The 24,527-nt window shown below is 60.4% G+C and carries 21 protein-coding genes; 17 read left to right on the top strand and 4 right to left on the bottom strand.

All coding sequences use genetic code 11. The features are described from left to right. The first annotated feature begins 3 nt into the window (after positions 1-3). From pssA to leuB, 5 genes are all read left to right on the top strand, one after another. The gene (gene pssA, locus ACQRA4_RS03395) at positions 4-768 is read left to right on the top strand and encodes a CDP-diacylglycerol--serine O-phosphatidyltransferase (protein ID WP_427821673.1); all 765 of its coding nucleotides are present in this window, start codon (positions 4-6) and stop codon (positions 766-768) included. 113 nt (positions 769-881) lie between these two features. Continuing rightward, positions 882-2,429: a 2-isopropylmalate synthase gene (locus ACQRA4_RS03390; protein ID WP_427821672.1), complete on the top strand. Its 1,548-nt coding sequence runs from the start codon at positions 882-884 to the stop codon at positions 2,427-2,429. Positions 2,430-2,650: 221 nt separating this feature from the next. After that, entirely contained in the window at positions 2,651-3,913 is a 1,263-nt protein-coding gene (locus tag ACQRA4_RS03385) for a 3-isopropylmalate dehydratase large subunit (RefSeq protein ID WP_427821671.1), read from the top strand. A 267-nt stretch (positions 3,914-4,180) separates the two neighbouring features. Beyond that, the gene (locus ACQRA4_RS03380; RefSeq protein ID WP_427821670.1) at positions 4,181-4,678 is read left to right on the top strand and encodes a 3-isopropylmalate dehydratase small subunit; all 498 of its coding nucleotides are present in this window, start codon (positions 4,181-4,183) and stop codon (positions 4,676-4,678) included. A gap of 85 nt (positions 4,679-4,763) precedes the next feature. Further along, positions 4,764-5,837 carry a 3-isopropylmalate dehydrogenase gene (leuB, locus tag ACQRA4_RS03375; RefSeq protein ID WP_427821669.1) on the top strand — a complete coding sequence of 358 codons (1,074 nt, stop codon included), beginning with the start codon at positions 4,764-4,766 and terminating at the stop codon, positions 5,835-5,837. A gap of 161 nt (positions 5,838-5,998) precedes the next feature. Here the strand turns inward: leuB and ACQRA4_RS03370 are convergent, their stop codons facing one another. Both ACQRA4_RS03370 and htpG read right to left on the bottom strand, forming a co-directional pair. Continuing rightward, on the bottom strand, positions 5,999-6,892 hold the full coding sequence (locus ACQRA4_RS03370) for a DMT family transporter (RefSeq protein WP_427821668.1): 894 nt from the start codon (positions 6,890-6,892) through the stop codon (positions 5,999-6,001). Between the two features lie 131 nt (positions 6,893-7,023). Beyond that, positions 7,024-8,976 carry a molecular chaperone HtpG gene (gene htpG / locus ACQRA4_RS03365; RefSeq protein ID WP_427821667.1) on the bottom strand — a complete coding sequence of 651 codons (1,953 nt, stop codon included), beginning with the start codon at positions 8,974-8,976 and terminating at the stop codon, positions 7,024-7,026. A gap of 237 nt (positions 8,977-9,213) precedes the next feature. Here htpG and ACQRA4_RS03360 point away from each other — a divergent pair, with 237 nt between their 5' ends. The 4 genes from ACQRA4_RS03360 to ACQRA4_RS03345 all read left to right on the top strand — a co-directional run bounded on the left by ACQRA4_RS03360 (position 9,214) and on the right by ACQRA4_RS03345 (position 12,452). Beyond that, complete coding sequence (locus ACQRA4_RS03360; RefSeq protein ID WP_427821666.1) at positions 9,214-10,530, top strand: cytochrome ubiquinol oxidase subunit I; 1,317 nt, start codon at positions 9,214-9,216, stop codon at positions 10,528-10,530. A gap of 1 nt (position 10,531) precedes the next feature. Continuing rightward, positions 10,532-11,566 (top strand): cytochrome d ubiquinol oxidase subunit II, encoded by a 1,035-nt coding sequence (cydB, locus tag ACQRA4_RS03355; RefSeq protein WP_427821665.1) that lies wholly within the window; start codon positions 10,532-10,534, stop codon positions 11,564-11,566. A gap of 110 nt (positions 11,567-11,676) precedes the next feature. Then, a complete protein-coding gene (locus tag ACQRA4_RS03350; protein WP_427821664.1) occupies positions 11,677-11,940 on the top strand; it encodes a hypothetical protein in 264 nt (87 codons plus the stop codon). Between the two features lie 74 nt (positions 11,941-12,014). Continuing rightward, positions 12,015-12,452, top strand: a complete 438-nt coding sequence (locus ACQRA4_RS03345) for a YqaA family protein (RefSeq protein WP_427821663.1) — start codon at positions 12,015-12,017, stop codon at positions 12,450-12,452. Positions 12,453-12,514: 62 nt separating this feature from the next. Here the strand turns inward: ACQRA4_RS03345 and ACQRA4_RS03340 are convergent, their stop codons facing one another. Continuing rightward, positions 12,515-13,090, bottom strand: coding sequence for an OmpH family outer membrane protein (locus ACQRA4_RS03340; RefSeq protein WP_427821662.1), 576 nt, complete (start codon positions 13,088-13,090; stop codon positions 12,515-12,517). Positions 13,091-13,192: 102 nt separating this feature from the next. Beyond that, entirely contained in the window at positions 13,193-14,332 is a 1,140-nt protein-coding gene (locus tag ACQRA4_RS03335) for a transglycosylase SLT domain-containing protein (protein ID WP_427821661.1), read from the bottom strand. Positions 14,333-14,617: 285 nt separating this feature from the next. On the opposite strand from ACQRA4_RS03335, the gene ACQRA4_RS03330 reads away from it, so the two are divergent. The 8 genes from ACQRA4_RS03330 (at position 14,618) to ACQRA4_RS03295 (ending at position 24,519) form a co-directional block, all read left to right on the top strand. Further along, positions 14,618-15,739 carry a hypothetical protein gene (locus ACQRA4_RS03330; protein WP_427821660.1) on the top strand — a complete coding sequence of 374 codons (1,122 nt, stop codon included), beginning with the start codon at positions 14,618-14,620 and terminating at the stop codon, positions 15,737-15,739. A 1-nt stretch (position 15,740) separates the two neighbouring features. After that, positions 15,741-17,495: a SulP family inorganic anion transporter gene (locus tag ACQRA4_RS03325; RefSeq protein WP_427821659.1), complete on the top strand. Its 1,755-nt coding sequence runs from the start codon at positions 15,741-15,743 to the stop codon at positions 17,493-17,495. After that, a complete protein-coding gene (locus ACQRA4_RS03320) occupies positions 17,492-18,496 on the top strand; it encodes a tRNA dihydrouridine synthase (protein ID WP_427821658.1) in 1,005 nt (334 codons plus the stop codon). The genes ACQRA4_RS03325 and ACQRA4_RS03320 overlap by 4 nt, the downstream gene beginning before the upstream one ends. 35 nt (positions 18,497-18,531) lie before the next feature. Then, positions 18,532-19,395 carry a 4-hydroxy-3-methylbut-2-enyl diphosphate reductase gene (gene ispH / locus ACQRA4_RS03315; protein ID WP_427821657.1) on the top strand — a complete coding sequence of 288 codons (864 nt, stop codon included), beginning with the start codon at positions 18,532-18,534 and terminating at the stop codon, positions 19,393-19,395. A gap of 100 nt (positions 19,396-19,495) precedes the next feature. After that, entirely contained in the window at positions 19,496-20,536 is a 1,041-nt protein-coding gene (locus ACQRA4_RS03310) for a chemotaxis protein (protein WP_427821656.1), read from the top strand. A 270-nt stretch (positions 20,537-20,806) separates the two neighbouring features. Continuing rightward, positions 20,807-21,043: a hypothetical protein gene (locus ACQRA4_RS03305; RefSeq protein WP_427821655.1), complete on the top strand. Its 237-nt coding sequence runs from the start codon at positions 20,807-20,809 to the stop codon at positions 21,041-21,043. 447 nt (positions 21,044-21,490) lie between these two features. Further along, on the top strand, positions 21,491-23,254 hold the full coding sequence (locus ACQRA4_RS03300; protein ID WP_427821654.1) for a hypothetical protein: 1,764 nt from the start codon (positions 21,491-21,493) through the stop codon (positions 23,252-23,254). A gap of 260 nt (positions 23,255-23,514) precedes the next feature. Continuing rightward, positions 23,515-24,519, top strand: coding sequence for a radical SAM protein (locus tag ACQRA4_RS03295; protein WP_427821653.1), 1,005 nt, complete (start codon positions 23,515-23,517; stop codon positions 24,517-24,519). The last annotated feature ends 8 nt before the right edge of the window (positions 24,520-24,527 follow it).

Below are 24,527 nucleotides of genomic sequence, written 5' to 3'. Positions count from 1 at the left end.
CGTATGGACGTTATGGAAAAGAAAAAGCCGCATAGGGGGGCCTTCCTCCTGCCCAACATGATCACGACGCTGAGCATGTTTCTTGGCTTTTTATCCATGGTCTGGGCGGTGCAGGGCCGTGTTGAGGAAGCCTGCATGGCCATTCTGGTTTCGGCCCTCATGGACGGCCTTGACGGCAAGGTGGCCCGGCTGACCAACACGGCCAGCGAATTTGGGGTTCAGTATGACTCGCTGGCCGATCTGGTGGCCTTCGGCCTTGCGCCGGCCATGCTGCTCTGGCAGTGGCAGTTGCAGACCTTTGGCCGGCTGGGCATGGCCGCGGCCTTCATTTACGCGGCTTGCGGCGCATTGCGCCTGGCGCGCTTCAATGTCAGCTCCGCCGCCGTGGGCAAGCGTTTTTTCATCGGCCTGCCCATACCGGCGGGCGGCTGCACGGTGGTGACGTTTATCTTTTTCGCCTCGCTGTTCCCTGACCTGCTGAATTCGGTCATTCCCTATTTTGCCCTGCTGCTTGCCGTGGGCGTGGGCGTGCTGATGGTCAGCCGCGTGCGCTACTTCTCCTTCAAGGAATATGATTTTCTGCGCGCCCATCCCATCCGCGCCATGGTGACGTTTCTTTTTCTGCTTGCCCTGGTGGTATCCCTTCCCCGTCTGTTCGGCTTTCTGCTCTGCGCCATTTATATCGCGGGGGGGCTCGCCTACACCTTTGTGATCCTGCCCCGCCGCAACCGTCAGCTACTACGCGCCCTATCGCCCCAGAGCGATTAAGGCTGCGTAACGGTTCGCCGCCCGTCGGGCGGAACGCGCTCCCTGGACAGCCGCCCTTTACGGCGGCCGTTATGCAAGCATATATATCTTGTCACACCAGAGGAGTATGAACCATGAAAAACCGCGTCTACTTTTTCGACACCACCTTGCGCGACGGTGAGCAGTCGCCCGGCGCCACCATGAATCTGCAGGAAAAGCTGCGGCTGGCGCATCAGCTGGAAGTGCTGGGCGTGGATATTATGGAAGCCGGCTTTCCGGCCTCCAGCCCCGGCGATTTTGAAGCCGTGCGCGCCATCGCCGCCCAGGCCGGCGACATTCAGGTGGCCGGCTTGGCCCGTTGCGTGGCGGGCGATATCGACCGCTGCTGGGAGGCGGTGAAAGGCGCCCGGAACCCGCGCATCCATACCTTTTTGTCCACTTCGCCCCTGCATATGCGGCACAAATTGCGCAAGGAACCCGAAGAGGTGCTCCGAATGGCCGTGGAAGGGGTCAGGCGTTGCGCCACATACACGGACAATGTCGAATTTTCCGCCGAAGACTTCTCCCGTTCGGAACGCGACTTTCTCTGCCGCATCGTGGAGGCGGCCATCAACGCCGGGGCCTCCACCATCAACCTGCCGGACACCGTGGGCTATGCCCAGCCCGAGGAATTTGCCTCTCTGGTGGAGTATGTGATCAAAAACACGCCCAACAGCGACAAGGCCATTTTCAGCGTGCACTGTCACGATGATCTGGGCCTGGGCGTGGCCAATACGCTGGCCGCCCTGCGGGTGGGCGTGCGCCAGGCCGAAGTGACCCTCAACGGCATCGGCGAGCGCGCAGGCAACGCGGCCCTGGAGGAAGTGGCCATGGCCCTGCGTGTGCGGCAGGATTATTACGGTCTGGAGCACGGCATCAGAACCGAGCAGCTCTACCCCTCCTGCCGCCTGCTCTCCATGATCATCGGCCAGCCCATCCCAAACAACAAATCCATTGTGGGGGCCAACGCCTTCGCGCACGAGTCCGGCATTCACCAGGACGGCATGCTCAAGAACCGCGAGACGTACGAAATCATGACCCCGCAATCCGTGGGCCGCTCCGAGAGCAATCTGGTCATCGGCAAGCATTCGGGCCGCAATGCCGTGCGCAGCAAATTTGAAAGCATGGGCTACCACCTGGACGACGAGCAGCTCAATATGGTCTTTGAAGCCGTGAAGCAACTGGCCGACCGTAAGAAGACCCTGCACGACGACGACCTTATGGCGCTGGTTCAGCAGGAGATTTATCGCATTCCAGATCGTCTGCGCCTGCGTCATGTCAGCGTGCAGAGCTCGGACGCCGGCGGCGTGCCGCCCACGGCCGCGGTGCTCATGGATGTGGACGGCATGGAAAAGAGCGGCGCGGGCTTCGGCGTTGGGCCGGTGGACGCCCTGTTCAACGTCATTGCCGACATGGTGGGCCGTGAGCCGGAGCTGGAGCAGTATGCCATCAACGCCATCACCGGCGGCACCGACGCCTTGGGCGAAGTGACCGTGCGCATCAGGGAAAACGGGCATTCCGCCGTGGGCCGGGGCACGCATCCAGATATTTTCGTGGCCAGCGCCAGGGCCTATGTGGACGCCCTGAACCATCTGGCCAAACGGGAAGAGGAAGGGCGGCGTCTTCACTGTCAGCACGATTAGGCTCTGTCAGCGCTCTCGAATGTTTGCTTGCCCGCAAAGCGGGCGGGCCGCCTTTGAGGGGGCCCGCCCGGCGTCCGACCGAAAAAGCGGCCGGGCTCCAACGTCCAGGCGGGCAAAAGGGCGGCGCGCAACAGGCCCGGCGGGCGGTTTTGCCTTTTCCGCCGAAAGGCGTCACGCGCCCGCTGACCCAACGCATATTTTTGTCAGGAAGGAGTTTGAACATGCCACAGACGCTTGCGCAAAAAATTTTGCAGGCCCATACCGACGAGCCCGTGCGAAGCGACGGCCAGATCGTTCAGTGCCGGGTATCTCTGGTGCTTGCCAACGACATTACCGGGCCGCTGGCCATCAAGTCATTTCGCGGCATGGGCGCGGAAAAGGTTTTCGACAGGGACAAAATCGCTCTGGTCATGGACCACTTCACGCCCCAGAAGGACATTGACTCGGCCAATCAGGTGCTGATCAGCCGCAAGTTTGCGGAAGAGCAGGGCATCACCCACTATTACGAGGGCGGCGACTGCGGGGTGGAGCATACCCTGCTGCCTGAACGGGGGCTGGTGGGCCCCGGCGATCTGGTCATCGGCGCGGACAGCCATACCTGCACCTACGGCGGCATCGGAGCCTTTGCCACAGGCATGGGCTCCACCGACATCGCGGCGGCCATGGCCCTGGGCGAAACCTGGCTCAAGGTTCCGCCCACCATCCGCGTCAACATCAGGGGCGAGATGCCCCGCTGGCTGCGCGGCAAGGATCTCATGCTGCTGCTGATCGGAACCATCGGCGTGGACGGGGCGCTGTACAAGGCCCTGGAGTTCGGCGGCCCGGTCATCGACGCCCTGGATGTGGAAGGCCGGCTGACCATGGCCAATATGGCCATTGAGGCGGGCGGCAAGGCGGGCCTTTTTGCCGTGGACGCCCAGACCCGCGCCTATTGCGCGGAGCACGGCCGCCCCGGTCTGGATATGGCCCTGGCCGCCGATGCGGACGCGACGTACGAACGCGTGGTGGATATCGACGTTACAGGCCGGGAGCCGGTGGTGGCCTGCCCGCATCTGCCCTCCAACGTGAAGCCTGTCTCCGAGGTCGGGGATACGCCCATCCAGCAGGTGGTCATCGGCTCCTGCACCAATGGCCGCATCAGCGACATGCGGGACGCGGCGGCGGTGCTGCGCGGCCGCAAGGTGGACAAAAAGGTGCGCTGCATCGTGTTGCCGTCCACCCCCGCGGTCTGGAAGCAATGCCTGAAAGAGGGCCTTATGGAAGTGTTCATGGATGCGGGCTGCATTGTGGGGCCCTGCACCTGCGGGCCCTGCCTGGGCGGGCATACCGGCATCCTGGGCGACGGCGAACGCGCGGTGGCCACCACCAACCGCAACTTCAAGGGCCGCATGGGCAGTCTCTCTTCCGAGGTGTATCTGGCCAGCCCGGTGGTGGCGGCGGCAAGCGCGGTGGCGGGCAGGGTCGCTTCCCCCGACGCCTTGTAGCGGGCAGGCCGGGCGAGGTCGTGCGCTGTGCCCAGGTTTTCAGAAAAGACGGGGCCAGCGTCGACCTGCCAAAGCGGACACTGAAAAACACATAAGGATTTCTTGGCGGCGCGGTCGCCGCGAATCAGCGAACAGCGCTTTTTTTGAATGATTTCGCAAAAATGTTTCGCATGACCGTGCGCGGGCTTTTTGCAATTGGGCACTGGAGGAGAAGAGCTTCTATCCAGAGTTTTCCTCCCCCGGTTGTCTCCAGCAGAGGGGCAAAGCATGAATTACAAAGGCAAGGCCCACAAAGTGGGCGAACATATTGATACGGACGCCATCATTCCGGCGCGTTTTCTGGTGACCAGCGACGCCAAAAAGCTGGGCGAAAACTGTATGTCCGGCTTGGAGCCGGGCTGGGTCAAACGCGTGACGCCGGGCGACATTCTGGTGGCCGGGCGCAACTTCGGCTGCGGTTCCTCGCGTGAGCATGCGCCCATCGCCATTCTGGGCGCGGGCATGCCCGTGGTCATCGGCCACAGTTTCGCGCGCATTTTTTACCGCAACGCCTTCAACATGGGGCTGCTGCTCATGGAAGTGGGCGACGAGGCGGACAAGATCAACGATGGCGATACGCTGGAAATCGACGCCGCCACAGGGCGCATCCGCGATCTGACCAACGGCGTGGAAATCGCCTGCCCGCCGTTGCCCCCGTCCATGGCCGCCATCCTGGCCAAGGGCGGACTGGTGGGCTATGTGAAGGAGCGTCTGGCCAAGGCCTGATGTTCTCTTTTTTGCGGGGGAGGGAGAGCCTTTTTCAAAAAAGGCCCCTTCCCCCGCGATGTCATGCGCAAAAAAGGATTATTCAATGAACAAAACCATCTGTCTGTTGCCTGGTGACGGCATCGGCCCGGAAATACTGGCCCAGGGCGCCAGCGTGCTGGCGGCTGTGGCCCAGAAGTTCGGCCACATGTTCGAATTTGATGAAGCCCTTATCGGCGGCGCGGCCGTGGACGCCACCGGTTCGCCGCTGCCGGAGGAAACGGTGGAGCTGTGCCGCAAGGCCGACGCCGTGTTTCTGGCCGCCGTGGGCGGCCCCAAATGGGACGGCATGCCGCCGGAAAAGCGGCCTGAAAAGGGCCTGCTGGGCATCCGCAAGGCCCTGGGCCTGTTCGCCAATCTGCGCCCGGCCCTGCTGCTGCCCGAACTGGCCGGGGCCTGCCTGTTGCGTCCGGATGTGGCCGCCAGGGGGCTGGATCTGATTGTGGTGCGGGAGCTGACCGGCGATATCTATTTTGGCGAACCGCGCGGCATAGAGACGCGCGACGGCCGGCGCACGGGCTATAACACCATGATTTATGACGAGGACGAGATCCGTCGCATTGCCAAAGTGGCCTTTGAGACGGCCCGCCAGCGCCGCCGCAAGGTCTGCTCTGTGGAAAAGAGCAATGTGCTGGAAACGTCGCGCCTCTGGCGGGAAGTGGTGCTGGAAACCCACAAGGATTACGCCGACGTGGAGCTTTCCCACATGTATGTGGACAATGCGGCCATGCAGCTGGTGCGCGATCCCTCGCAATTCGACGTCATTCTCACCGGCAACATCTTTGGCGATATTCTCTCTGACGAAGCCTCGGTGATCACCGGTTCCCTGGGCATGCTGCCCTCGGCCTCGCTGGGCGCGTCCGGGCCTGGCCTGTTCGAGCCCATCCACGGTTCCGCGCCTGACATCGCGGGCCGGGACAAGGCCAATCCGCTGGCCACCATTCTTTCCGGGGCCATGCTGCTGCGCCTGGGCTTTCACCTCACCAGGGAGGCGGAGTGCGTTGAAAACGCCGTGCGCCGCGCCCTGCGCGACGGCTTCCGCACCGAAGACATCATGGAGCCGGGCATGATCAAGGTGGGCTGCGAAGCCATGGGACGCAAGGTCATCGAACGGCTGTGACGCCACGCGGAAACCAGGAGCGGCTCGCGGGTTCGCCGCGCCGCAGGCGACTGATTTTCGTGTCTTTCAAGCCGCGCAAGCGGCTTGGGTAGTCTGGGGGCGGGCGCGCAAGCGCCCGCCCCGCGCATCCGCCAATACGCCCGCACTGTGAAAAGCGCCTTTCAGGCCCGTTGCGCCCGGCGCAGAAATTTTCGTATCCGTCCGCCCAGCATGACCAGCAGCACCGAGGCCGCGATAAGGGCCACGCCGCCCGCCAGGGAGGGACTGAAGGGTTCCCCGAATACCAGAATGCCCACGCTCACGGCGGTGAGCGGCTCCAGAACGCCCAGCACTGAGGTCATGGTGGAGCCGATGCGCTGAATGGCCAGAATCAGGGTAAGATTGGACAGCACGGCCGTGACCACAGCCAGCAGAACGGCAATCGCCAGCTCCCGCCAGGAGCTCAGGGGCTGGAACCTCCCGACGCCCAGGGCATTGAGCAGGGAAAGCGCGGCGCTGAACAGCATCACATAAAAGGTCATCACCAGGCCGCTCATGTTGGGGATGCGCGCCGCCTGAATGCCGACGACATACAGGGCGTTGCACAGGGCGGACAAAAGCGTCATGCCCACGCCCAGCAGGCTGACGCTCCCGCCGGCGTCGCTGGGGCCGCCGCTGAGCAGGGCCACGCCCGACACGGCCAGAAGGACGGACAGGGCGATAATCCAGGAAAATCGCTCATGGAAGAAGGCAATCATGATCAGCATGACCATGACCGGATAAAGAAACTGGAGCGTGGCGACCACGCCGCTGGGCAGCCAGCTGAAGGCCCAGAAAAAGAGCAGGGCGGCCAGCATGTACATGACGCTCAGGCCCGCCAGCTTGCAGAGATCCACACCGCGCGCGCGAAAGCGTTCGCCGCGCGCGGCCAGCAGGCCCCAGAGCGTGACGGAGGCGATGCAGAAACGGTAAAACAGGGCGGACTCCGCCGTCATGCCCGCATGCAGCAGCGGCAGGGTAAAGAGGGGGATCAGCCCGAATGTGGCTGAAGAAAGCAAGCCGAGAAAAAAACCCATCAACGCCTCCGCCCGGAGGCATACAGGAGTTCACGCCGCCGCGCAAGAAGGCCGTCCGGAGATGCCGGACGGCCTTCCGCGCAGAATATGTCCGAAGCGCGCCTGTCTGACGGCCTTGTGGCAAAAACGCCCTATATCTTCCTGACTTCCGTATACCAGGCCGCCGCTTCGGCCAGCAGATCGTTGGAGCGCGCGGCCAGAGCCTGCGGGTCCTTGAGGTAGCCGTCCAGCAGCAGGCTGGCGTCAAAAAGGCTGCGGGTCATTTCAGCCAGAATCCTGTCCTGCCCGTCAGCCTTGAACATGCGCAGCATGCTGCGCAGCAGGGGGTGATCCCGGTTGACCTCCAGCGCCTTGACCGGCAGCGAGTCATCCTTCTGCATGACCTTGAGCAGTTTCTCCATGGAGGAGCTCATGCCGCCGTCGGGCGAAACCAGCATCGCCGGGCTGTCGGCCAGACGGCGCGAAACGCGCACTTCCGTCACCATGTCGCCCAGAATTTCCTTCATGCGGGCCAGCAGCCTGTCAAAGGAGGTGCTGTCCTCCTCCGAAAGAGGCGCGGCGGCCTCTTTTTCCGGCTTTTCCTTGTCCGCGAAAGAGGCCAGGGCGTCGTCCGCCGCGTTTTCGACGGCCTTGAAATCCCATTCCTTGTACTTGCCCAGCCCCTCCATGACAAATTCATCCACCGGCTCAAAAAGGTACAGCACCTCAATGCCCTTTTTGCGGAAAAGCTCCATGTGCGGGTTGAGCCGCGCGGCCTCGCGGTTGGGCGCGGCCACATACCAGAAAGTCTTCTGCCCCTCGGGCGCGCGGGCCATGTATTCGTCCAGGCTGGTCAGGGCGTCGGCGTCGGGCAGGGTGGAGGAATTGAAGCGCAGCAGGGCGCTGACCCGCTCCCGATTGGGGAAGTCGTGGTAGCCCAGTTTGAAAATCTTGCCGTGCAGCCGCCAGAAACGCCCGTATTTCTCCGCGTCATCCCCGGCCATCTTTTCCAGATGGCTGAGGGTCTGCTTGACGATGACCTGGTTTATCTTGCGCAGGAGCACATTTTCCTGAAGCGTCTCGCGCGAGATGTTCAGGGGCAGATCCTCGGTATCCGTCACGCCTCTGAGAAAAGCCAGATATTCGGGGATCAGCTCTTTGTTGCGGTGCTGAATGAGCACGCGCCGGGCATAGAGGTCCAGACCCCAGAAGTCGCGATCCGCGCCGAAAAAGTCCTGGCTGGAATCGGGGATGTACAAAAGGGCGTTGAACTGCACCGGCGCGTCCACGGCGATATGCTGCACATCCAGAGGGGCCTTGGCGTCATAGGTCAGGGCCTTGTAGAAATCGTCGTACTGCTCTCGGGTCACGGAGGTCTTGGGCTCACGCCAGAGCGCGGGTTGGGTGTTGACGCGCTCGCCGTCCACAAACACCGGGAAGGGCACAAAGGCCGAATGCTTGCGAATGGCGGACTCTACCCGGAATTTTTCCAGAAATTCCACCGCGTCGTCCTTGAGGTGGGCCCTGACCACGGCGCCGCGTTTGGGCTCTTCGGCGTCGCATGGCTCCACACTGTACGAACCCAGGCCGTCGCTGACCCAGACATGGGCCTGGGCGTCTTCGTCAAAAGCCGGACGCGAGATCACCTCCACCTTGTCGGCCACCATGAACACCGAGTAAAAACCCACGCCGAAACGCCCGATGATGTTGGCGGCGTCGGCCCCGCCGCCATTGTCGCCGCCGTTTTCCTGGGCGGCGCGGGATTCGGCGGCCAGACCGGCCAGAAATTCCTCTGAGCCGGACTTGGCGATGGTGCCCAGATTTTCTGCCAGTTCCCCGGCGGTCATGCCCAGACCGGTGTCGGCGATGGTCAGGGTTTTGGCCTCCTTGTCGATGCTGATTCGGATTTCCAGCGGCAGGTCGGGATGGCGCGGGCTTTCGCCCCGGTTGACGCGAAAGCGCAGCTTGTCCAGCGCGTCCGAGGCGTTGGAAATAAGCTCGCGCAGAAAAATTTCACGGTTGGTGTACAGGGAATTGGTAAGAATATGCAAGACCTTGCGCACTTCGGCGCGGAACTGGCGGGTTTTTTTACCGGCTTCGGCCATGACGAACCTCCTGAAAAAATTGTGTTAAAGATAAGACCGGCCAGGCCCGCGTCAAGGGGAAGGCGACATGGGCGAGTCCTTGCCTTTTAAGCGCGAACAGGCTATCAGGCTGAAAAACTCTTTAGAGCGGACGCCCGCGCCGGAAGTCAGGCGGGCAAACCGGGGTTTTTCCGCAAAGCGAAAGCAGCGCAAGAATTGCACACGCAGTGTTTCAATACATCCTTTAAAGGAGGGCTTATGGACGTCGTGATGCTTTCACGGCTGCAATTCGCTGTAGCCGTTTTTTTCCATTTTATTTTTGTGCCCCTCACCTTGGGGCTTTCCGTGATTCTCGCCTGGATGGAAACACGCTATGTGCGCACCGGCGATGAGGTCTGGAAACGTCATGCCAGATTCTGGGGCAAACTTTTTCTCATCAACTTCACGCTGGGCGTGGTGACCGGCATCACCCTGGAATTTCAGTTCGGCACCAACTGGTCGCGCTACTCCGAATATGTGGGCGACATTTTCGGTTCGCTGCTGGCCATTGAAGCCACGGTGGCCTTTTTTCTGGAGTCCACCTTCCTGGCCGTCTGGCATTTCGGCTGGAACAAGCTGGGCAAAAAGGCCCACTGCGCCTGTATCTGGCTGGTGGCCTTCGCGGGCAACCTCTCCGCGCTCTGGATCATCCTGGCCAACGGCTTCATGCAGCATCCCGTGGGCTATGTGATCAACGAGGCCGCCGGCCGGGCCGAGCTTTCCAATTTCTGGGAAGTGGTCTTCAACGGCTACGCCTGGGGCATGTACGCCCACACCGTGCTGGCCTCCTGGGCTCTGGGCGGCTTTTTTGTGCTGGGCGTTTCGGCCTGGCATCTGTTGCGCAAAAGCCATACTGACTTTTTCCGCCGCTCCTTTCGGATGGTCGCGCCCTATACGCTGGCCCTGACCCTGATTCTGGCCCTGAGCGGCGACCAGCAGGGCAAGGCCGTGGCCGAGCATCAGCCCGCCAAACTGGCGGCCATGGAATCCCACTGGGAAAGCGCCCGCAACGCGCTCTTTTATCTGCTGGTCTGGCCTGACCCCGCCAATGAAGGCAACAGCGTGGAGACGCTGGGCATTCCCGGCCTGCTGAGCTGGATATCCTTCGGCAGCGCGGACGCCGAGGTGAAAGGCCTCAAAGACTTCCCCAAGGAAGACCGGCCGCCGGTTTCGCCCACGTTCTGGTCTTTCCGGGGCATGGTGGCGCTGGGCGCGCTCTTCATTCTGCTGGCGCTGGGGGCCACGCTTCAGCGCAAGCGCGAAACGCCCTGCCCCCGCCTGCTCAAGGCCCTTGTCTGGAATATCCCCCTGCCCTATATGGGGTTGATGCTGGGCTGGGCCGTGGCTGAAATCGGTCGTCAGCCCTGGATCGTCCACGGCCTGATGCGCACTTCGGACGCCGTTTCCCCTGTGCCGGCGGGCAATGTGGCCATTTCTCTGGCGGCCTTCATCGTGGTGTATTCGGTGCTGGGCATTCTGGATATCTATCTGCTGCGCAAATACGCGCTCAAGGGCCCCGACGCCCAGGAGGCTTAATATGGAGTTGGAAACCCTCGCCACCATCTGGTTTGTGCTCTGGACCCTGCTCTGGGCCGTGTATTTTGTGCTGGACGGTTTTGATCTGGGCCTGGGCGTTCTGCTGCCCTGCCTCGGCAAAAACGAGGAAGAACGCCGCATCATCTATAACGCGGCCGGCCCCTTCTGGGATGGTAACGAAGTCTGGCTGATCTCGGCCGGCGGCGTGACCTTCGCGGCTTTTCCCAAGGCATACGCGGTGATGTTCAGCGCCTTGTACGCGCCCCTGCTGCTTCTGCTCTTCGCTCTGATTTTCCGCGCCGTGTCCTTCGAGTTTCGCAACAAGGTGGAAAGCGCCTCCTGGCGCGCCCTCTGGGACGGCGTGCACTTTGTCTCCAATCTGGCGCCCTGTCTGCTGTTGGGCGTGGCCTTCGCCAATCTTTTCATGGGCATCCCGGTAGACGCCCAGGGCGTCTACCACGGCAGCCTGCTCGGCCTGCTGAATCTCTACGGTCTGGCCGGCGGCCTGCTTTTCCTCAGCATATTCATGATGCACGGGGCCATCTGGCTGGTCATCAAAACCAAGGGCGATCTTCAGACCCGCGCCCTGGCCGCGGCCGGGCTGCTCTGGCCCGCGGTGCTCGTTCTGCTGCTGCTCTTCCTGGTGCTGACCTTCTTCTACACAGATATTTTCGCCAACTACTGGCGCATGCCCTACCTCGTCATTCTGCCGCTGCTGGCTCTGGCCGGGCTGCTGGGCGTGCCCACCATGCTCAATGCGGGCAAGCCCTGGCTGGCCTGGGGAAGCAGCGCCCTGTTCATCGTCTGCGTGACCTTTTTTGGCGTGATGGGCATGTTCCCCGGCATGATCATTTCCTCACTGGACCCCGCCGCCACGGTGACGGCCTTCAACGGCGCTTCCAGCCCCATGACCCTGAAGATCATGCTGGGCGTGGCCCTGGTCATGGTGCCCATCGTGCTTCTTTACCAGCTCTGGATGTACCGGCTTTTCTCGCATCCGCTGACGGCCGACGATCTGGACGACCACGCCTATTAGACGCCGCTCATACCGTTGGCGAATTGTTCCAGGCCAGCGCCAAAGCCGTATCCCCTTCAACCCAGCCGCGCCGGAATACCGGCGCGGCTTTTTACACCCGGAGACGCCTCATGAAACCATCCACAGCGTGCCTGCCGCTGCTGCTGGCGCTGAGTCTCTTTGCCATGACCGGTTGCGCCGCGCGCCATCCCCGACCCCTGAGCTTCGAGGAGCAGCAGGCCCAGGCGGCCAAAACGCAATGCCTCGAGGAAGCCACATCCATGAACAGTGAAGGCGCGCACAACTCCAGCAATCCTTTCTGGACAGCATACTTTGAAATGTGCATGCGCCGTCTGGGCGTGACCAATGCCGAACTGAAAAAAATGTGGTACTGAGGGCCGTACCGAGGGAATGACAAGCGGAATGACAGCATGATGCGGCCACCGCAGCAACATGGAAAAGCAAGGTCATGAGTCTTGCCGCTCTCTGGGGCCTGTTTTTTGCCGCCTTTGCGGCCGCAACGCTTTTGCCGGCCCAGTCCGAACTGGCGCTGGCCGGTCTGCTGGCCGCCGGGCGCAAGCCCGTCTGGCTGCTCATTGCCGTGGCCACGGCTGGCAACACGCTGGGCGCGGCCGTCAACTGGCTGCTGGGGCGCTATTGCCTTCGTTTTCAGAACAGGCGCTGGTTCCCGGTCAAAAAGAAAAGCATGGACAAGGCCGCGACCTGGTATGGCAGGTACGGGCGCTGGTCTCTTCTGCTGAGCTGGGCTCCGGTTATCGGCGATCCCCTGACTCTGGCCGCCGGGCTGCTGCGCGAGCCCTTCGCCTCCTTCATCCTGATTGTGGGGCTGGCCAAACTGGGCCGGTATCTTGTGGTGGCGGGCGCGGCGCTGCACTGGCTCGCATAAACGACGAAAGTCCCTTTTCCTTGCGGAAAAGGGACTTTTCACATCGGGATGACGTCGGTCGGTTACTTCTTGTCGCTCTTGGGCGCGTCGGCGGGCCGCTCCCTGTCCTGCTGCTGGGCGGCGGGAGCCGGGGCGGCTTCAGGCGCGGCCGGTTCGGGCAGCGGCCTGAAGTCGATCTTCTGCTTGTTCACTTCAGCAATAACAGCCGCTGTCACGTCCGCCCCGGGGTTGAACGCGACGGCCACTTCGGCGCTGAGAATGACGTCGTAGCCCTGCTGTTCGCGATAGGTGTTAATGACGCGCTGAATGGCGTCATACAGCAGGTTGACCACATTCTGCTGTTCGGCCTGCATGCGCTGCTGCGAGGTCATGTACACGCTCTGCAACTCTTTCTGCGCGGCCTCGTCCTTGGGGTCTTTTTCCAGACGGGCCTGAATGGCGTTGAGCTTGTCCTGCATGCCGTTCTGAAGGCTTTCCAGAAATTTGACGCCGGCCTTGCCCGGTTCGCTGTCGCGCATGACGCGCGCCATATCCACGACCGCCAGTTTGGGCTGAGTTTCCCTGGTTTCCGTCTGCTGGCAGGCCAGCAGCATGAAACTCAACACAAAAACAAGCGGCGTAAAAAAACGAATTTGCATAGTAATGAGCACTCCTCTCAAAGCGTTGTTGCTTCTGGATACGTGTTTTTCACGCGCAGCTCAACAGTTTTTTGCCCGCGTCGACCGACCTGCCCGGCCGCGTCAGCGCAGTGCGGCATACTGCCCCTTCATGCGCCGCACCTTGGCCACATAGAAGCGTGTTTCGCGCACCGGCAGCCGCGCGGTCAGGTCTTCGTACAATTCTTCGGCGCTCATGGCGTTGAGCCGCGCCACGGCTTCCTCGCCGTTTTTGCCGTAAAGGCGCAAAAAACGGTTGGGCCCCATGTTATAGGCGGCCACGGCGCAGTATTCGCGCGCCAGGGGGTCGCTCACATGCTGGAAATAGCGGGTCAGCAGAATGTGCAGGTAGGCGGTGCCGTAGCGGATGTTGATTTCGGGAACGCGCAGTTCATTGAAGCTCACGTCGCCAGGGCGGCCGTACAGAAAACGGTGCACCTCGTCGCTGGCCGTGCTGGGCAGCAGTTGCATGAGGCCCATCGCCGACTTTCCGCTGACAAGGGTGGGCGAGAAGTCGCTTTCGCTGTGAATGATGGCGTAAACCAGTTCGACGCTGAGGTTGTAGCGACGGGCAAAGCTCTCCACCAGTTGCTGATAGCGCCTGGCCCTGGAGAACAGATCGCCGCGCTCGAAATACGCGCTTTCCGGCGGTATGCCCCCAGCCGTCGTTTCGGCCTTGTCAGCCGCGCGCGGGTTCACCGGGATGTAGCCGGAAAGCAGGTTTTCCGCCGCCTGCCAGCGCAGGGGACGGCCGCGCGCGTCCAGGGCGTCGCCGTACTGGCGGGGCTGGGCCGTCACCAGCAGCGGCATGGACACGCCGTCCAGAGCCAGCAGGGGCGCTAAATCCGCCGGCGCGACCGCTTCGTCGAAAAACAGCTCGTCCCCGCCCATGTCCAGACGGACGCCGCTTTTTTCAAAGCTGATGATCTGCTCCCCGCCGGCCAAACCAGCCCCCGCGGTCAGCGCCGGATCGTTCTCCCCTGGCCCGCGCGCCTCGTCCGGGGAAACGGCGGCCCGTCGCACGGCCCAGAGGCGCGTGCCGTCGCCAAGCGTCAGAATGGGCGCGGGCATATCCTCAGGGCGCATGCTGACCACATGGGCGCTGGCCCGGCGGCGCACCTCCGGCCCTTCGCTCTGCGGCACAAAACCCGCCAGCAGGCCCAGCAGAAGCAGGGCGCCGCCAAGGCTCAGCGAAAGAATTACGAAGGTTTTGCGGCGTAGCATACAGAACATCCTCATAGCGGGGTTCCGGCATGGCCTGGCCGGCTCATCCGGGAAAAAGGCTGCGCCCTTCCCCTGCAATTATTTTGCCATGTAAAATAAATTCTATGATTTCATATTGTTGTCAAGAGGTGAAAAAATATTGCAAGCTGTTGGTCAAAAAAATGAACCCCCATTGACCGTCTTGCCTTTCCGCACTATGCTTAGTGTTCCCGATAAGCGCCGCCGCTCCGGCGCGCTGCAATCCGGCGGGCAAGGCGCCGCGCCGCGGGAAAGGCCGGGTTCATCGTGTCGCAACATTCACCGCAAGCCATTGGCAAGGAAATCGGGCGTCTTCTGAAATACGCCCCCCCTGAAATGCGCGCCGCCGTACTGGGCGTTCTGCCCGCGGCCAAGCGCACCCTCGACTCCGGCTATCGCCCGGAGGTGCGCGGCGTGCCGCTCAAAAGCTGGCGCTGCCTGCTGCATCTGCTTTCCTCCGTGGCCTCCATGCAAAGCGACACCGAGACCCTGTTGCGGGTTTCCAACGACCTGCTGGGCATTGCCGACCACATGGCCCCGCCGGATGAAGTGCTGCGGCAGAGCGCGGAAATTCTGGTGCACGCCCTGCATGCCGAAATGTACGTCTGCCGCCTCAGAAACGCCAAAGGCGAGTGGGTGACCCGCGCGGCCGACAACATTCACGGGCAGAGCATTCCCATTGTGGCCCCCTATCTGGATGAAAGCCTGCGCCGCCATCCGGTCATGAGCGCCATCATGAACGGGCATGTGCGCTATGTGGTTTCCAACAACCTTCAGGGGCTGGAGCGCGGCGGCGGCTCTTTTGACTGCGTGGTGTACAAGGAAGGCTACCGCTCGCGCCTGGCCTTTGTGCTGCGCGAGCGCAACGACCGTCCGGCCTTCGGGCTGGTGCAGCTCTACACCAAACGCGAATACGGCTTTGAGGCTTACGACGAGCGCTTTCTCGCCAAGTGCGCGCGCATCGTCTCGCTGACCGTGGGCCGGCGCGTGGCCGTGGCCCGCGATACGCTGGAAAAGGCCGCCGGGGCCATGGCCCATTATGGCAACAACGCTCTCAACATCATGCGCAACCAGGCCGAATACTGCGGCGAACTGGTGGAGGATATTGACGCCAACCTGGCCCGCGCCCTGCGCCTTTCGCGCGAGCTGGCGGCCGAATTTCCCTCGGATTCGCGCGGTCGCCGCCTGGCGCTGGAGCTGGAAAGCATCCTGGCCCGCGCGGATCTTACGGAACTGGCCGGGCATCTGGGCGGCGTGCTGGAAGGCGCGCGGCGCATGACCCGCATCATCAGTTCCCTGAAAAAATCCGTGGAACGGCCCCGTCTGATGCACTACGCTCTGGGCCGCGACGTGCTCAAGCTGGAAGACGACGCCCGCCAGGAGGACTGAAATGCGCGCCGCCGGGTTCTTTCCCTTTCTGGAAACGCTGCGAACGTACACGGCCCGCGATTTCCGGGCGGATTTCACAGCCGCGCTGACCGTGACGCCCGTGGCCATTCCCCAGGCCATGGCCTATGCCCTCATTGCCGGGGCGCATCCGCAGTACGGCATCTACGCCTGCATGCTGCCGGTCATTGTGGCCGCGCTCTGGGGGTCGGCCCGCTATCTGGCCGCCGGCCCCACCAACGCCATCTCCATGGTGCTTTTTTCCACCATGGCCACGGTGAGCGTGGGCGGCGCGCAGCTCTCCAGCCTGCCCGAAGAGGCGCGCATGACCTATATCTTTGGTCTGGCGCTGCTCTGCGGGCTGATTCAGGTGGGCATGGGCCTGGCGCGGCTGGGCGAGCTGGCCAATTTCATCTCATATTCGGTCATGGTGGCCTTCGCCACGGGCGCGGCCCTGCTCATCGCCGCCGGACAGCTTAAAACGGTGCTGGGCCTGACCGGCCCGAAACCCGCCGGCTTTTTTCCCCAGATCGGCATGGCCGTTCAGCATATCGGCCAGATAAATTGCTGGAGCCTGGGTCTGGCCCTGCTGACCATCGGCCTGATACTGATTTTGCGCCGCGTTTCCCGGCGCTTTCCGGCCACACTGGGCGCGCTGGCCCTGGCCGGAGCCGCGGGCGCGCTCTTGCGGGTCGAAGAACACGGCGTGGCCCTGGTGGGGCCTGTTCCCAACATCATCCCGCCTTTTTCCCCGCCGCCCTCCTTTGATCTCACGGTTCTGGGCGACCTGTTCATGCCCGCCCTGGCCATCGCCCTGCTGGGCGCTGTGGAATCCCTGGCCATCGGCAAGCAGATGGCCGCCGTCAGGGGCGACAGCTTTGACGGCAGCCAGGAGCTTGTGGCCCAGGGCCTGGGCAACATGGCGGCGGGGCTCACGTCGGGCATTCCCGGCTGCGGCTCCTTTACACGCAGTTCCCTGGTCGTCGCCTCAGGCGGCAAAACCCGCATGAGCACCGTGTTTTCCGGCCTGCTGGCCCTGCCCATGCTTTTCGCGCTGGCTCCGCTGATGAGCTGGCTGCCCCTGCCCGCCCTGGGCGGCGTGCTGCTGCTGATCTCTTTTCAGATGATCAACCGCGAGGCCATTCGCCTCTGTCTGGTGGCGACGCGCATTGACCGCGCCGTGCTGCTGCTGACCTTCGCCGCCACCCTGATACTGGACTTGGAGCGGGCCATTTTTGTGGGCGTGCTGATTTCGCTGATTCTGTTTATCTACAAAACCGCCCACCCGCGTGTGCGGCGGCTGCGGCCCGAAGACCCCCTGCTGCGCAACGCCCCTCCAGACATGCCGCCCGGCGTGGCCGTGTACGTTATTGAGGGCACGCTCTTTTTCGGGGCCATCCATGAACTGGAGCGCCAGCTTTACGAGGAGGATCGCGAGCCCGCCCGCCTGGTGCTGCTGCACCTGACCCGCGTTTTCTGGCTGGACGCGTCGGGCGCGCACGCCCTGGCCCAGTTTGTGGAGCGCTGCTACGCCCGCTCCATGCCCGTCATTCTGGTGGTGGGCAGCCGCAATGTACGCGAGATACTTCAGCGCACCGGCATTCTGGACTACCTCAGTTCCGGTTTCGCGGCCGCCACCATCAACGAGGGGCTGTCGCTGGCCGCCAGCCTGCTCAACCGGATTTCCTGCCGGGAGCGGGGCGCGCCTTCCAAAGCGCAATGCGCCGTTTCACGGGGCAAACACGGGGAAAAGCCATGAGCAGGGCCGCCCCCCTGCCGCGCTGTCCGGCCCATCCCGAAAGCCTGCCCTTCGGTCGGGACAAGCCCTGGCTGGCGCCGCTGGCCGGTTACAGCGATCTGCCCTTCCGGCTGCTCTGCCGGGAATACGGGGCCGCCGTCTGCGTGACCGAGATGGTCAGCGCCAAGGGGCTGGTCTACCAGAGCCCCGGCACCAGCGAGCTGCTGGCCAGCCTGCCCGAAGATCAGCCCCTGGTGGTTCAGTTGTTTGGCGCGCAGGCGGACTTTCTGCGTCGGGCCGTGGCCCTGTTGCGCGAGGCGGGCTACGGCTGGTTTGACCTGAATATGGGCTGCTCCGTGCCCAAGGTTCTGCGGCAGGGCGCGGGCGCGGCCATGCTGGGCGATGTGGAGAACAGTCTGGCCGTGGCCCGCGCCATGCTGGAGGAGGCCGGGCCGGGCCGGGTGGGCTTCAAGCTGCGTCTGGGCCTGGACGGCGCGCGCCCGGTACTGCCTGATCTGGCCCTGCGCCTGGAAGACCTGGGAGCCGGCTGGCTGACCCTGCACCCGCGCACCGCCCGCCAGGGCTTCGGCGGCACGGCGCGCTGGGAGGCCCTGGCCGACCTGGCCCCGCGCCTTTGCCTGCCGCTGCTGGCCAGCGGCGACCTGTTCAGCGCCGCCGACGGCCTGCGCTGCCTGGAGCAGACCGGCGCCGCGGGCGTGATGTACGCGCGCGGCGCCATGCACGATCCGGCCATTTTTGCCGCCCATCTGGCCCTCTGCCGGGGGGAGCGGCCCGCGCAGGCCACGCCCGCCGCCTTGCGGGCCATGATACTGCGCCACATGGAGCTGGCGCGCGCCCTCTGCCCCGGCAAGGCCGCGCTGTGGAAGATGCGCTCGGTGGCGCCGCGTTATGTGCGGGCCCTGCCCGGCGTCAGGGCCTTGCGCCAGCGGCTCTGCCGCTGTACAGATTGGCGGGAGTTCGCGGACGCGATGGAGGACTTTCTGGCGGCCGCCTCCCGCTGAGCTTTCCCTTTCGCCGACTTGCAAGGAGCGACAGCATGGAAGTTATCCGCGCCAAAACCGCGGGCTTCTGCATGGGCGTGAGCCTGGCCCTGCAAAAGCTCGACACGGCCCTGAGCGAGGCCGCCGCGCGCGCCGGCGAGCCGCGGGGCCGCATCCGCACTCTGGGGCCCATCATTCACAATCCGCAGGTGCTGGCCCACTACGAGGCCAGGGGCGTGCTTTGCGTGCGCGACGCCGCCGAACTGCGGCCCGGCGACCGGGTCATCATCCGCGCCCACGGCATACCCCGGCAGGTCGAAGAGCGGGTGCGGGCGGGCGGCGCGCTGGTGGTGGACGCCACTTGCCCCAAGGTCAAAAAGGCGCAGCTTGCCATCGCGCGGGCCACGCGACAGGGGGAAACGCTGCTGCTTTTCGGCGAGGCCGACCACCCGGAGGTGCGCGGCCTCATCTCGTACGCCCGCGGCCCGGCATATGTTTTCGGCAGCGCGGAAGAGCTGGCCGATCTGCGGCTGAACCCCGCCCGGGCCCATGTGCTGGCCTCTCAGACCACGCAGGACCGCAAAACCTTCTCCAACCTTGAAGCGGCGCTGCGCGCCCGCTTTCCCGGCCTGACAGTGCTTTCCACCATCTGCGACGCCACCCGCGAACGCCAGGAGGAGGCCCGCAGCATTGCCTCTTCGGTGGATGTCATGGTAATCGTGGGTGGCAGACAAAGCGGCAATACCCGGCGTCTGGCTGATGTGGCGGCGCTGAGCGGCATTGACACCTTCCATGTGGAAAGCGTGGATGAGCTTGACGCCAAAAGTTTTGCGCAAAAAATGCGCGCAGGCCTAACGGCCGGCGCATCTACGCCGAAAAGCCTTATTGACGCCGCCGAAAACTGGCTGGCGTCATTGTAGGCCGGCACGGCCATCCGCCGGGCCGCCAAACGCGGAACAAGCTGAACCATCGGGCTTTTCCCCGCCGCGTCATATGTAAGAGCGTCTTTTCGGAGGCAGCATGGCTCAAACCAATATTCTGCTGGAAGCCGGCACCAACGAGCTGGAAGTGGTGGAGTTTTATCTGGATGAGGCCGACCCGCTCCCGGTCGAGGGCATGGAGAATGTGGCGGCCGACCCGCAGACGCCCGCCGGCGCGGGCGGCACGGGCCTCTACCGGGGGTATTACGGCGTCAATGTGGCCAAGGTGCTGGAAATCATCCGCATGCCCAAGGTTACGGAGCTGCCCGAAGTGCAGCACCCCAGCGTGCTCGGCGCCTTCAACCTGCGCTCCCGGATCATCCCGCTGGTGGATCTGGCCATGTGGCTGGGCAAAACCCATGCCCAAAGCGAGGAAGAACCCAAGACCATCGTGACGGAATTCAATAACGTCACCACGGCCTTCATGGTGTCCGGGGTCAACCGCATCCACCGCATCAGCTGGGAGAGGGTGGAGCAGCCCAACAAATATGTGGCCGCGGTCTCCAGCAATACCATCGTGGGGGTGGTCAGGCTGGAGGAGCGCATCGTTTTCCTGCTGGATCTGGAAAAGGTGGTGGCCAACCTCAACCCCAAACTGGGCCTGCGGCTGGATGACCTGGGCGAGGACTGGGACGCCTCGCGCGGCTATCGCGCCCTCATCGCCGACGACTCGGCCCTGGTGCGCGAAATGCAGCGCGACCTGCTGGAAAAGGCGGGCTTCAGCGTTATTGTGACTACCAACGGGCGCGAAGCGTGGGATTATCTGACCACCTTCAAGCGCCGTGTGGAAGAAGAGGGCCGCCCGCTCAGCGATTTCGTGCAGGTGGTGGTGTCGGACATTGAAATGCCCATGATGGACGGTCTGAACCTGACCAGCCGCATCAAGGAAGACCCTGTGCTCAAACATCTGCCCGTGCTTCTCTTTTCCTCTCTGATCACGGACAAGCTGCGCCACAAGGGCGAAAGCGTGGGCGCTGACGGCCAGATTTCCAAACCGGAGGTGGGGCAGCTCGCCAAGCGCGCCGCCGCCCTCATTGAAGAGCGCAACCTGGGCGGCAACGCCCGCCCCGAGGCCAAATAAACCACTCATCCACAGTACGCGGCTTACAAAGAAGCGGGGAACGCCCAAGGGCCTTCCCCGCTTCTTTGCGCTCTGCGCACAGCCCGGCTGCGTGCGCTCATTGACAGACTTACTGTCAATGAAGTGTTCGCAATCAATACCTGACAAGCCCTCTTTTAGCAAGCGTCGCTCTGAAATAAATCGCTTTGTCGGGCGCTTGCTGCGGCTGCAACAAAATGTTAGCCATGCGTAAAGCGTGCTGGCTCTGTTGGAGTCGCTGACCTGTCGGATGTGACGCGAGTCACGCCAGAACTCTGTCCACCGCATGACGCCCTGAAACTGGGTGGCGTGTTCTTTCGGCATGCCGGCAGCGCCGGCGACAAACCTGATGCCGCGCGGCAAATCGGCCTGCGGATTCCGCGCGGCGGCATGGTCGGGCTTATCAGTCCGTCAGGGGCGGGCAAGAGTGCGGCGGCGGGCCTGCTGGACCCCACACCGGCGATTTGCCTGTGGATGGCCAGCCCCTGACGCCCGCCCGGCGGGGAGGCTGGCAAAGCCCCATTGGTTACGCGCCGCAGTCGCCTTTTCTGCTCAATGCCAGCAGAGCGGAAAAGGCGACCTTCAGCCAGTGGGGAGGAAATTGACCGTGAGCGGGCGCTCCGGCGCTGCCGCATGGCGCTATGGATTTTCTGGATGAATCGCCGGAAGGCATGGATACAGTTATCGGCGAACCGGCGTGGGGCTTTCAGGCGGCCAGGTGACTATGGTCGGCGTGGCCCATCGGCTGACGATAGTGGAGAAGTGTGATTATATACACTGACATGTCTACTTGCAAAAGTGGACACTACAAAACCCGCAAGGGTTTTGCGGCGTTTGTTTGATTTCATGGGGAATCCCTGATCTTGCTGAAATGCTTGCGGCTGTTTCAGAATTTAAAGTTCTTATCTTCTACAGTTGATAAACGGGATTGAAGGGATGCGATATATAGCGTTGACAGCACTGCAAAGCCATTGGAAAGGGCCGAAGGAAACTCTACTTTTGACTGATGGATGTCGATTGTACGATGGTGGAAATAAATGGAAAGATTATTCACAGCCGATTGATATTGAACGATTTCATTCAATTAAAAAACTTGAATCTTCATATGTGTATTGTAAAAAAATAGTAGATAATATATTTCCATATTTTGCAGATGTGCTAGAAAATAAATATTTATTAAAACTGCCACTACGTGCTTATAAGCAATTATTATACCCTTGGATGCTACAATTTGTACAGGCGTTATATGACAGATATTTATCAGTATGTGTTGCCGGTAAAAAATTCACTGATTTTTGTTTTCTGACAACAGAAAGGGAGATGTTAACTATATGCGATACTTTAGATTATACAAAACGCGCTTCTTCTTGTGATGCTTTTAATCTTAACTTATATTCGGATATCATTCGCTTGCTAGACTTGCCTAGGCATGATTTGCCTGCCCCGAAGATCGCAAATCCTGATTTTTTGAATTTGGGAACATTGAAGAAAAATATTGGGTGGAAAGAAATATTAGCGCGCGCTACTCTGAAATGTGGGCTCACTATATGCAACAAGGCACAGCATCTATTGTATGGAGTTTATGGCGTCCCAGACCTTAAGGCATTATTGCGAAATCATGTCATAAATCTTTTCCCCAGCTGGCATCAGATAAATATCAAAATGCCTGCTCTTGACAGAAGCTTTCGTGGACAACGATTGTCGTTTGCGGGTAAAGATCCTTTTGTCTCCTTGCTTGGCGCGCTGGCGCTTCGCTATTTGCCGGTTGTGCTTTGTGAAGCGCTCCCCGATATTCTGGGGTGGGCCAGGGCGCAACGCTTGCCGTGCAAAGGGGCGCTTGTCACCTCTACTGGCATGTACAATGATATTCTGTTGACGGCGCTTTCAGTTGTTTCGAATATTCCTTTGGCTATCGTGGAGCATGGTGGTGGAGGAATGAATCGTATAAATTTCCATGAAGATATTCAACTGACTGTGGCTGATCGCTATTATGGGATGGGCTGTCATTATGATTTTTGGTTGCCAAGCCCATATTTGAATTTATCTGGAAATCGACAAGAGCTTTCGCCTCCGGTTCTGGTGGCGAACGATTCATATCGCTTCCTGCCGCGCTTATTTCCTGTTTGGTCAGAAGGCTCCATGCAGCCTTATCATAACAGGCGAATTTCTTTTTTGAGATTGCTTCCCAAAGATAAGCGACCTTGCATTCGTTTATTCTCCAGAGAGTTCGGGTGGGGGGTGCGCAAACGCCTTGATGCCGCTCTGCCAGGCTTGCACTATCAAGACGCAATTGCTGTGCCAATGGAACAGTGTCTTGCGGATAGCTGCCTGCTGGTTCTTGATCATTATGGCACAACATTTCATCGTTCAATGGCAACAAATTGCCCGACGCTTGTATTTACGCGGCCGGACATTTTTTCTGCTCGCGCGGAGCCCGTCATTGCGGCTTTGCGCGCATGCGGCGTCTGGCATGACACGCCAGAAAGCGCTGCCAAGTTTTATATGAACCTTGTTGGAACCGCTTCTTCCTGGGACAGCGCCGCAATCAATATATTGGACTGGTGGACAAGCGGTGATGTGCAAAAGGCCAGGAAAAGCTTTTGTGACGCTTATGCTCAAACTTCTGAATATTGGACGCGGGACTGGGTAACAGCCTTTGATATTTTGGCCGAAGAAGCTGGGGCAAAATCGTCCTATTAAAGATGCTTATAATATGCTATAAGAGAGATGGATATGAAAATCAAAATATTTTTTACATTAGTGAATATCGCAGAAGATTAAAAAATATTACTGTATGCTGTAACGTTATGTGAATATTTATATGTGGCATAAAAAATTATGGACAAAACTTATCGGTCGATATATATTGTTGCCCTCTGCTAGAGAGTTGAGAATATAAAATCAAGTCGCGTATGGAGAGTTAAAATTTTATAGGCAAGGTAAAAAGTAAAGGAGTTGAAGTGGCTTCTGTTAAAAAATTTATTAAGCATCATTTCCCATCGCTTGCTTCTATTGGGTCTGAATTGAAGCGACAGGATTATGTAATTCTGAAAGGAATGTTATGGCACTTGCCCCTGCCCTCCATTATCCCGATTCAGATTACAAATTTGTGTAATGCGCGTTGTATATTCTGCCAATACCCGCAGAATATTGATAAAAAAGAATGCATGTCTTTTAATACGTTTAAAAGCATCATTGATGAAGCTGTTAACTGCCATATTTCAAAGATACATTTAATAGGCGCTGCTGGAGAGATTTATCTTGATAAAGGTATAATCAGCAAAATAGCATATGCCAAGGAAAAAAATATTTGTGTATATTTAACTACTAATGGAACTCTCTTTCATGTAAATGATTACGCAAAAAAGACGCTTGATTTGGGAGTGGAGAGAATATTTATTAGTACTCCTGGTTTTTCAAAGGAAGCATATGCCCGCCTTTTTGGCGTAAAAAACTATTCGCAGTTTTTCCCTGGAATTCTCAGGCTACTTGAATATAAAGAAAATAATAATCTGAATACAAATATTTGTTTTGGTTTTAGATCTGATAGACCTATTGCCGAAGTGGAAAAAGACCCGGATTATGTCTCCTTCATAAAAAGGTTTGTCGATAACGGCATTTTACGGGCTGAGGACCATCGGACGGCCTTCGATACCTGGGGGGGGGAAGTTGCAGAAGAAAATTTTATCGGGTCTATGAAAGTTTTGAAAGAAACATCCAGGATATTTTGCCCTAAATTATATACGCCGCAAATAGCCATCCTTCATGATGGGTCTGTGAAGTTGTGCGGATGTAGCTATCATAAAACTGAGTTTGATGATATGGTTATCGGGCATATTGATTCCGGGCTTGTGCGCTGTCTCGGCTCTCGTCGCGTCAAAAAGGTCTTCTTTGACTATATTTTTAAGAAACAGATTCCCTCTATCTGTCAAGCGTGCACACGCCCTGAAGAGAGAAAAAGATAGGAAGACGG

Source organism: Desulfovibrio sp. SGI.169, from assembly GCF_050313595.1.
In the GTDB taxonomy this organism is placed as follows: domain Bacteria; phylum Desulfobacterota; class Desulfovibrionia; order Desulfovibrionales; family Desulfovibrionaceae; genus Desulfovibrio.
The sequence above is the reverse complement of the archived record's forward strand: the minus strand, read 5'-3'. Positions and strand labels throughout refer to the sequence as shown.

What these genes read in the sequence shown, in the direction of transcription:
- pssA (WP_427821673.1), top strand. Translation starts at nt 4, where the DNA reads ATGGACGTTATGGAAAAGAAAAAGCCGCATAGGGGGGCCTTCCTCCTG.
- ACQRA4_RS03390 (WP_427821672.1), top strand. Translation starts at nt 882, where the DNA reads ATGAAAAACCGCGTCTACTTTTTCGACACCACCTTGCGCGACGGTGAG.
- ACQRA4_RS03385 (WP_427821671.1), top strand. Translation starts at nt 2,651, where the DNA reads ATGCCACAGACGCTTGCGCAAAAAATTTTGCAGGCCCATACCGACGAG.
- ACQRA4_RS03380 (WP_427821670.1), top strand. Translation starts at nt 4,181, where the DNA reads ATGAATTACAAAGGCAAGGCCCACAAAGTGGGCGAACATATTGATACG.
- leuB (WP_427821669.1), top strand. Translation starts at nt 4,764, where the DNA reads ATGAACAAAACCATCTGTCTGTTGCCTGGTGACGGCATCGGCCCGGAA.
- ACQRA4_RS03370 (WP_427821668.1), bottom strand. Translation starts at nt 6,892, where the DNA reads ATGGGTTTTTTTCTCGGCTTGCTTTCTTCAGCCACATTCGGGCTGATC.
- htpG (WP_427821667.1), bottom strand. Translation starts at nt 8,976, where the DNA reads ATGGCCGAAGCCGGTAAAAAAACCCGCCAGTTCCGCGCCGAAGTGCGC.
- ACQRA4_RS03360 (WP_427821666.1), top strand. Translation starts at nt 9,214, where the DNA reads ATGGACGTCGTGATGCTTTCACGGCTGCAATTCGCTGTAGCCGTTTTT.
- cydB (WP_427821665.1), top strand. Translation starts at nt 10,532, where the DNA reads ATGGAGTTGGAAACCCTCGCCACCATCTGGTTTGTGCTCTGGACCCTG.
- ACQRA4_RS03350 (WP_427821664.1), top strand. Translation starts at nt 11,677, where the DNA reads ATGAAACCATCCACAGCGTGCCTGCCGCTGCTGCTGGCGCTGAGTCTC.
- ACQRA4_RS03345 (WP_427821663.1), top strand. Translation starts at nt 12,015, where the DNA reads ATGAGTCTTGCCGCTCTCTGGGGCCTGTTTTTTGCCGCCTTTGCGGCC.
- ACQRA4_RS03340 (WP_427821662.1), bottom strand. Translation starts at nt 13,090, where the DNA reads ATGCAAATTCGTTTTTTTACGCCGCTTGTTTTTGTGTTGAGTTTCATG.
- ACQRA4_RS03335 (WP_427821661.1), bottom strand. Translation starts at nt 14,332, where the DNA reads ATGCTACGCCGCAAAACCTTCGTAATTCTTTCGCTGAGCCTTGGCGGC.
- ACQRA4_RS03325 (WP_427821659.1), top strand. Translation starts at nt 15,741, where the DNA reads ATGCGCGCCGCCGGGTTCTTTCCCTTTCTGGAAACGCTGCGAACGTAC.
- ACQRA4_RS03320 (WP_427821658.1), top strand. Translation starts at nt 17,492, where the DNA reads ATGAGCAGGGCCGCCCCCCTGCCGCGCTGTCCGGCCCATCCCGAAAGC.
- ispH (WP_427821657.1), top strand. Translation starts at nt 18,532, where the DNA reads ATGGAAGTTATCCGCGCCAAAACCGCGGGCTTCTGCATGGGCGTGAGC.
- ACQRA4_RS03310 (WP_427821656.1), top strand. Translation starts at nt 19,496, where the DNA reads ATGGCTCAAACCAATATTCTGCTGGAAGCCGGCACCAACGAGCTGGAA.
- ACQRA4_RS03300 (WP_427821654.1), top strand. Translation starts at nt 21,491, where the DNA reads ATGCGATATATAGCGTTGACAGCACTGCAAAGCCATTGGAAAGGGCCG.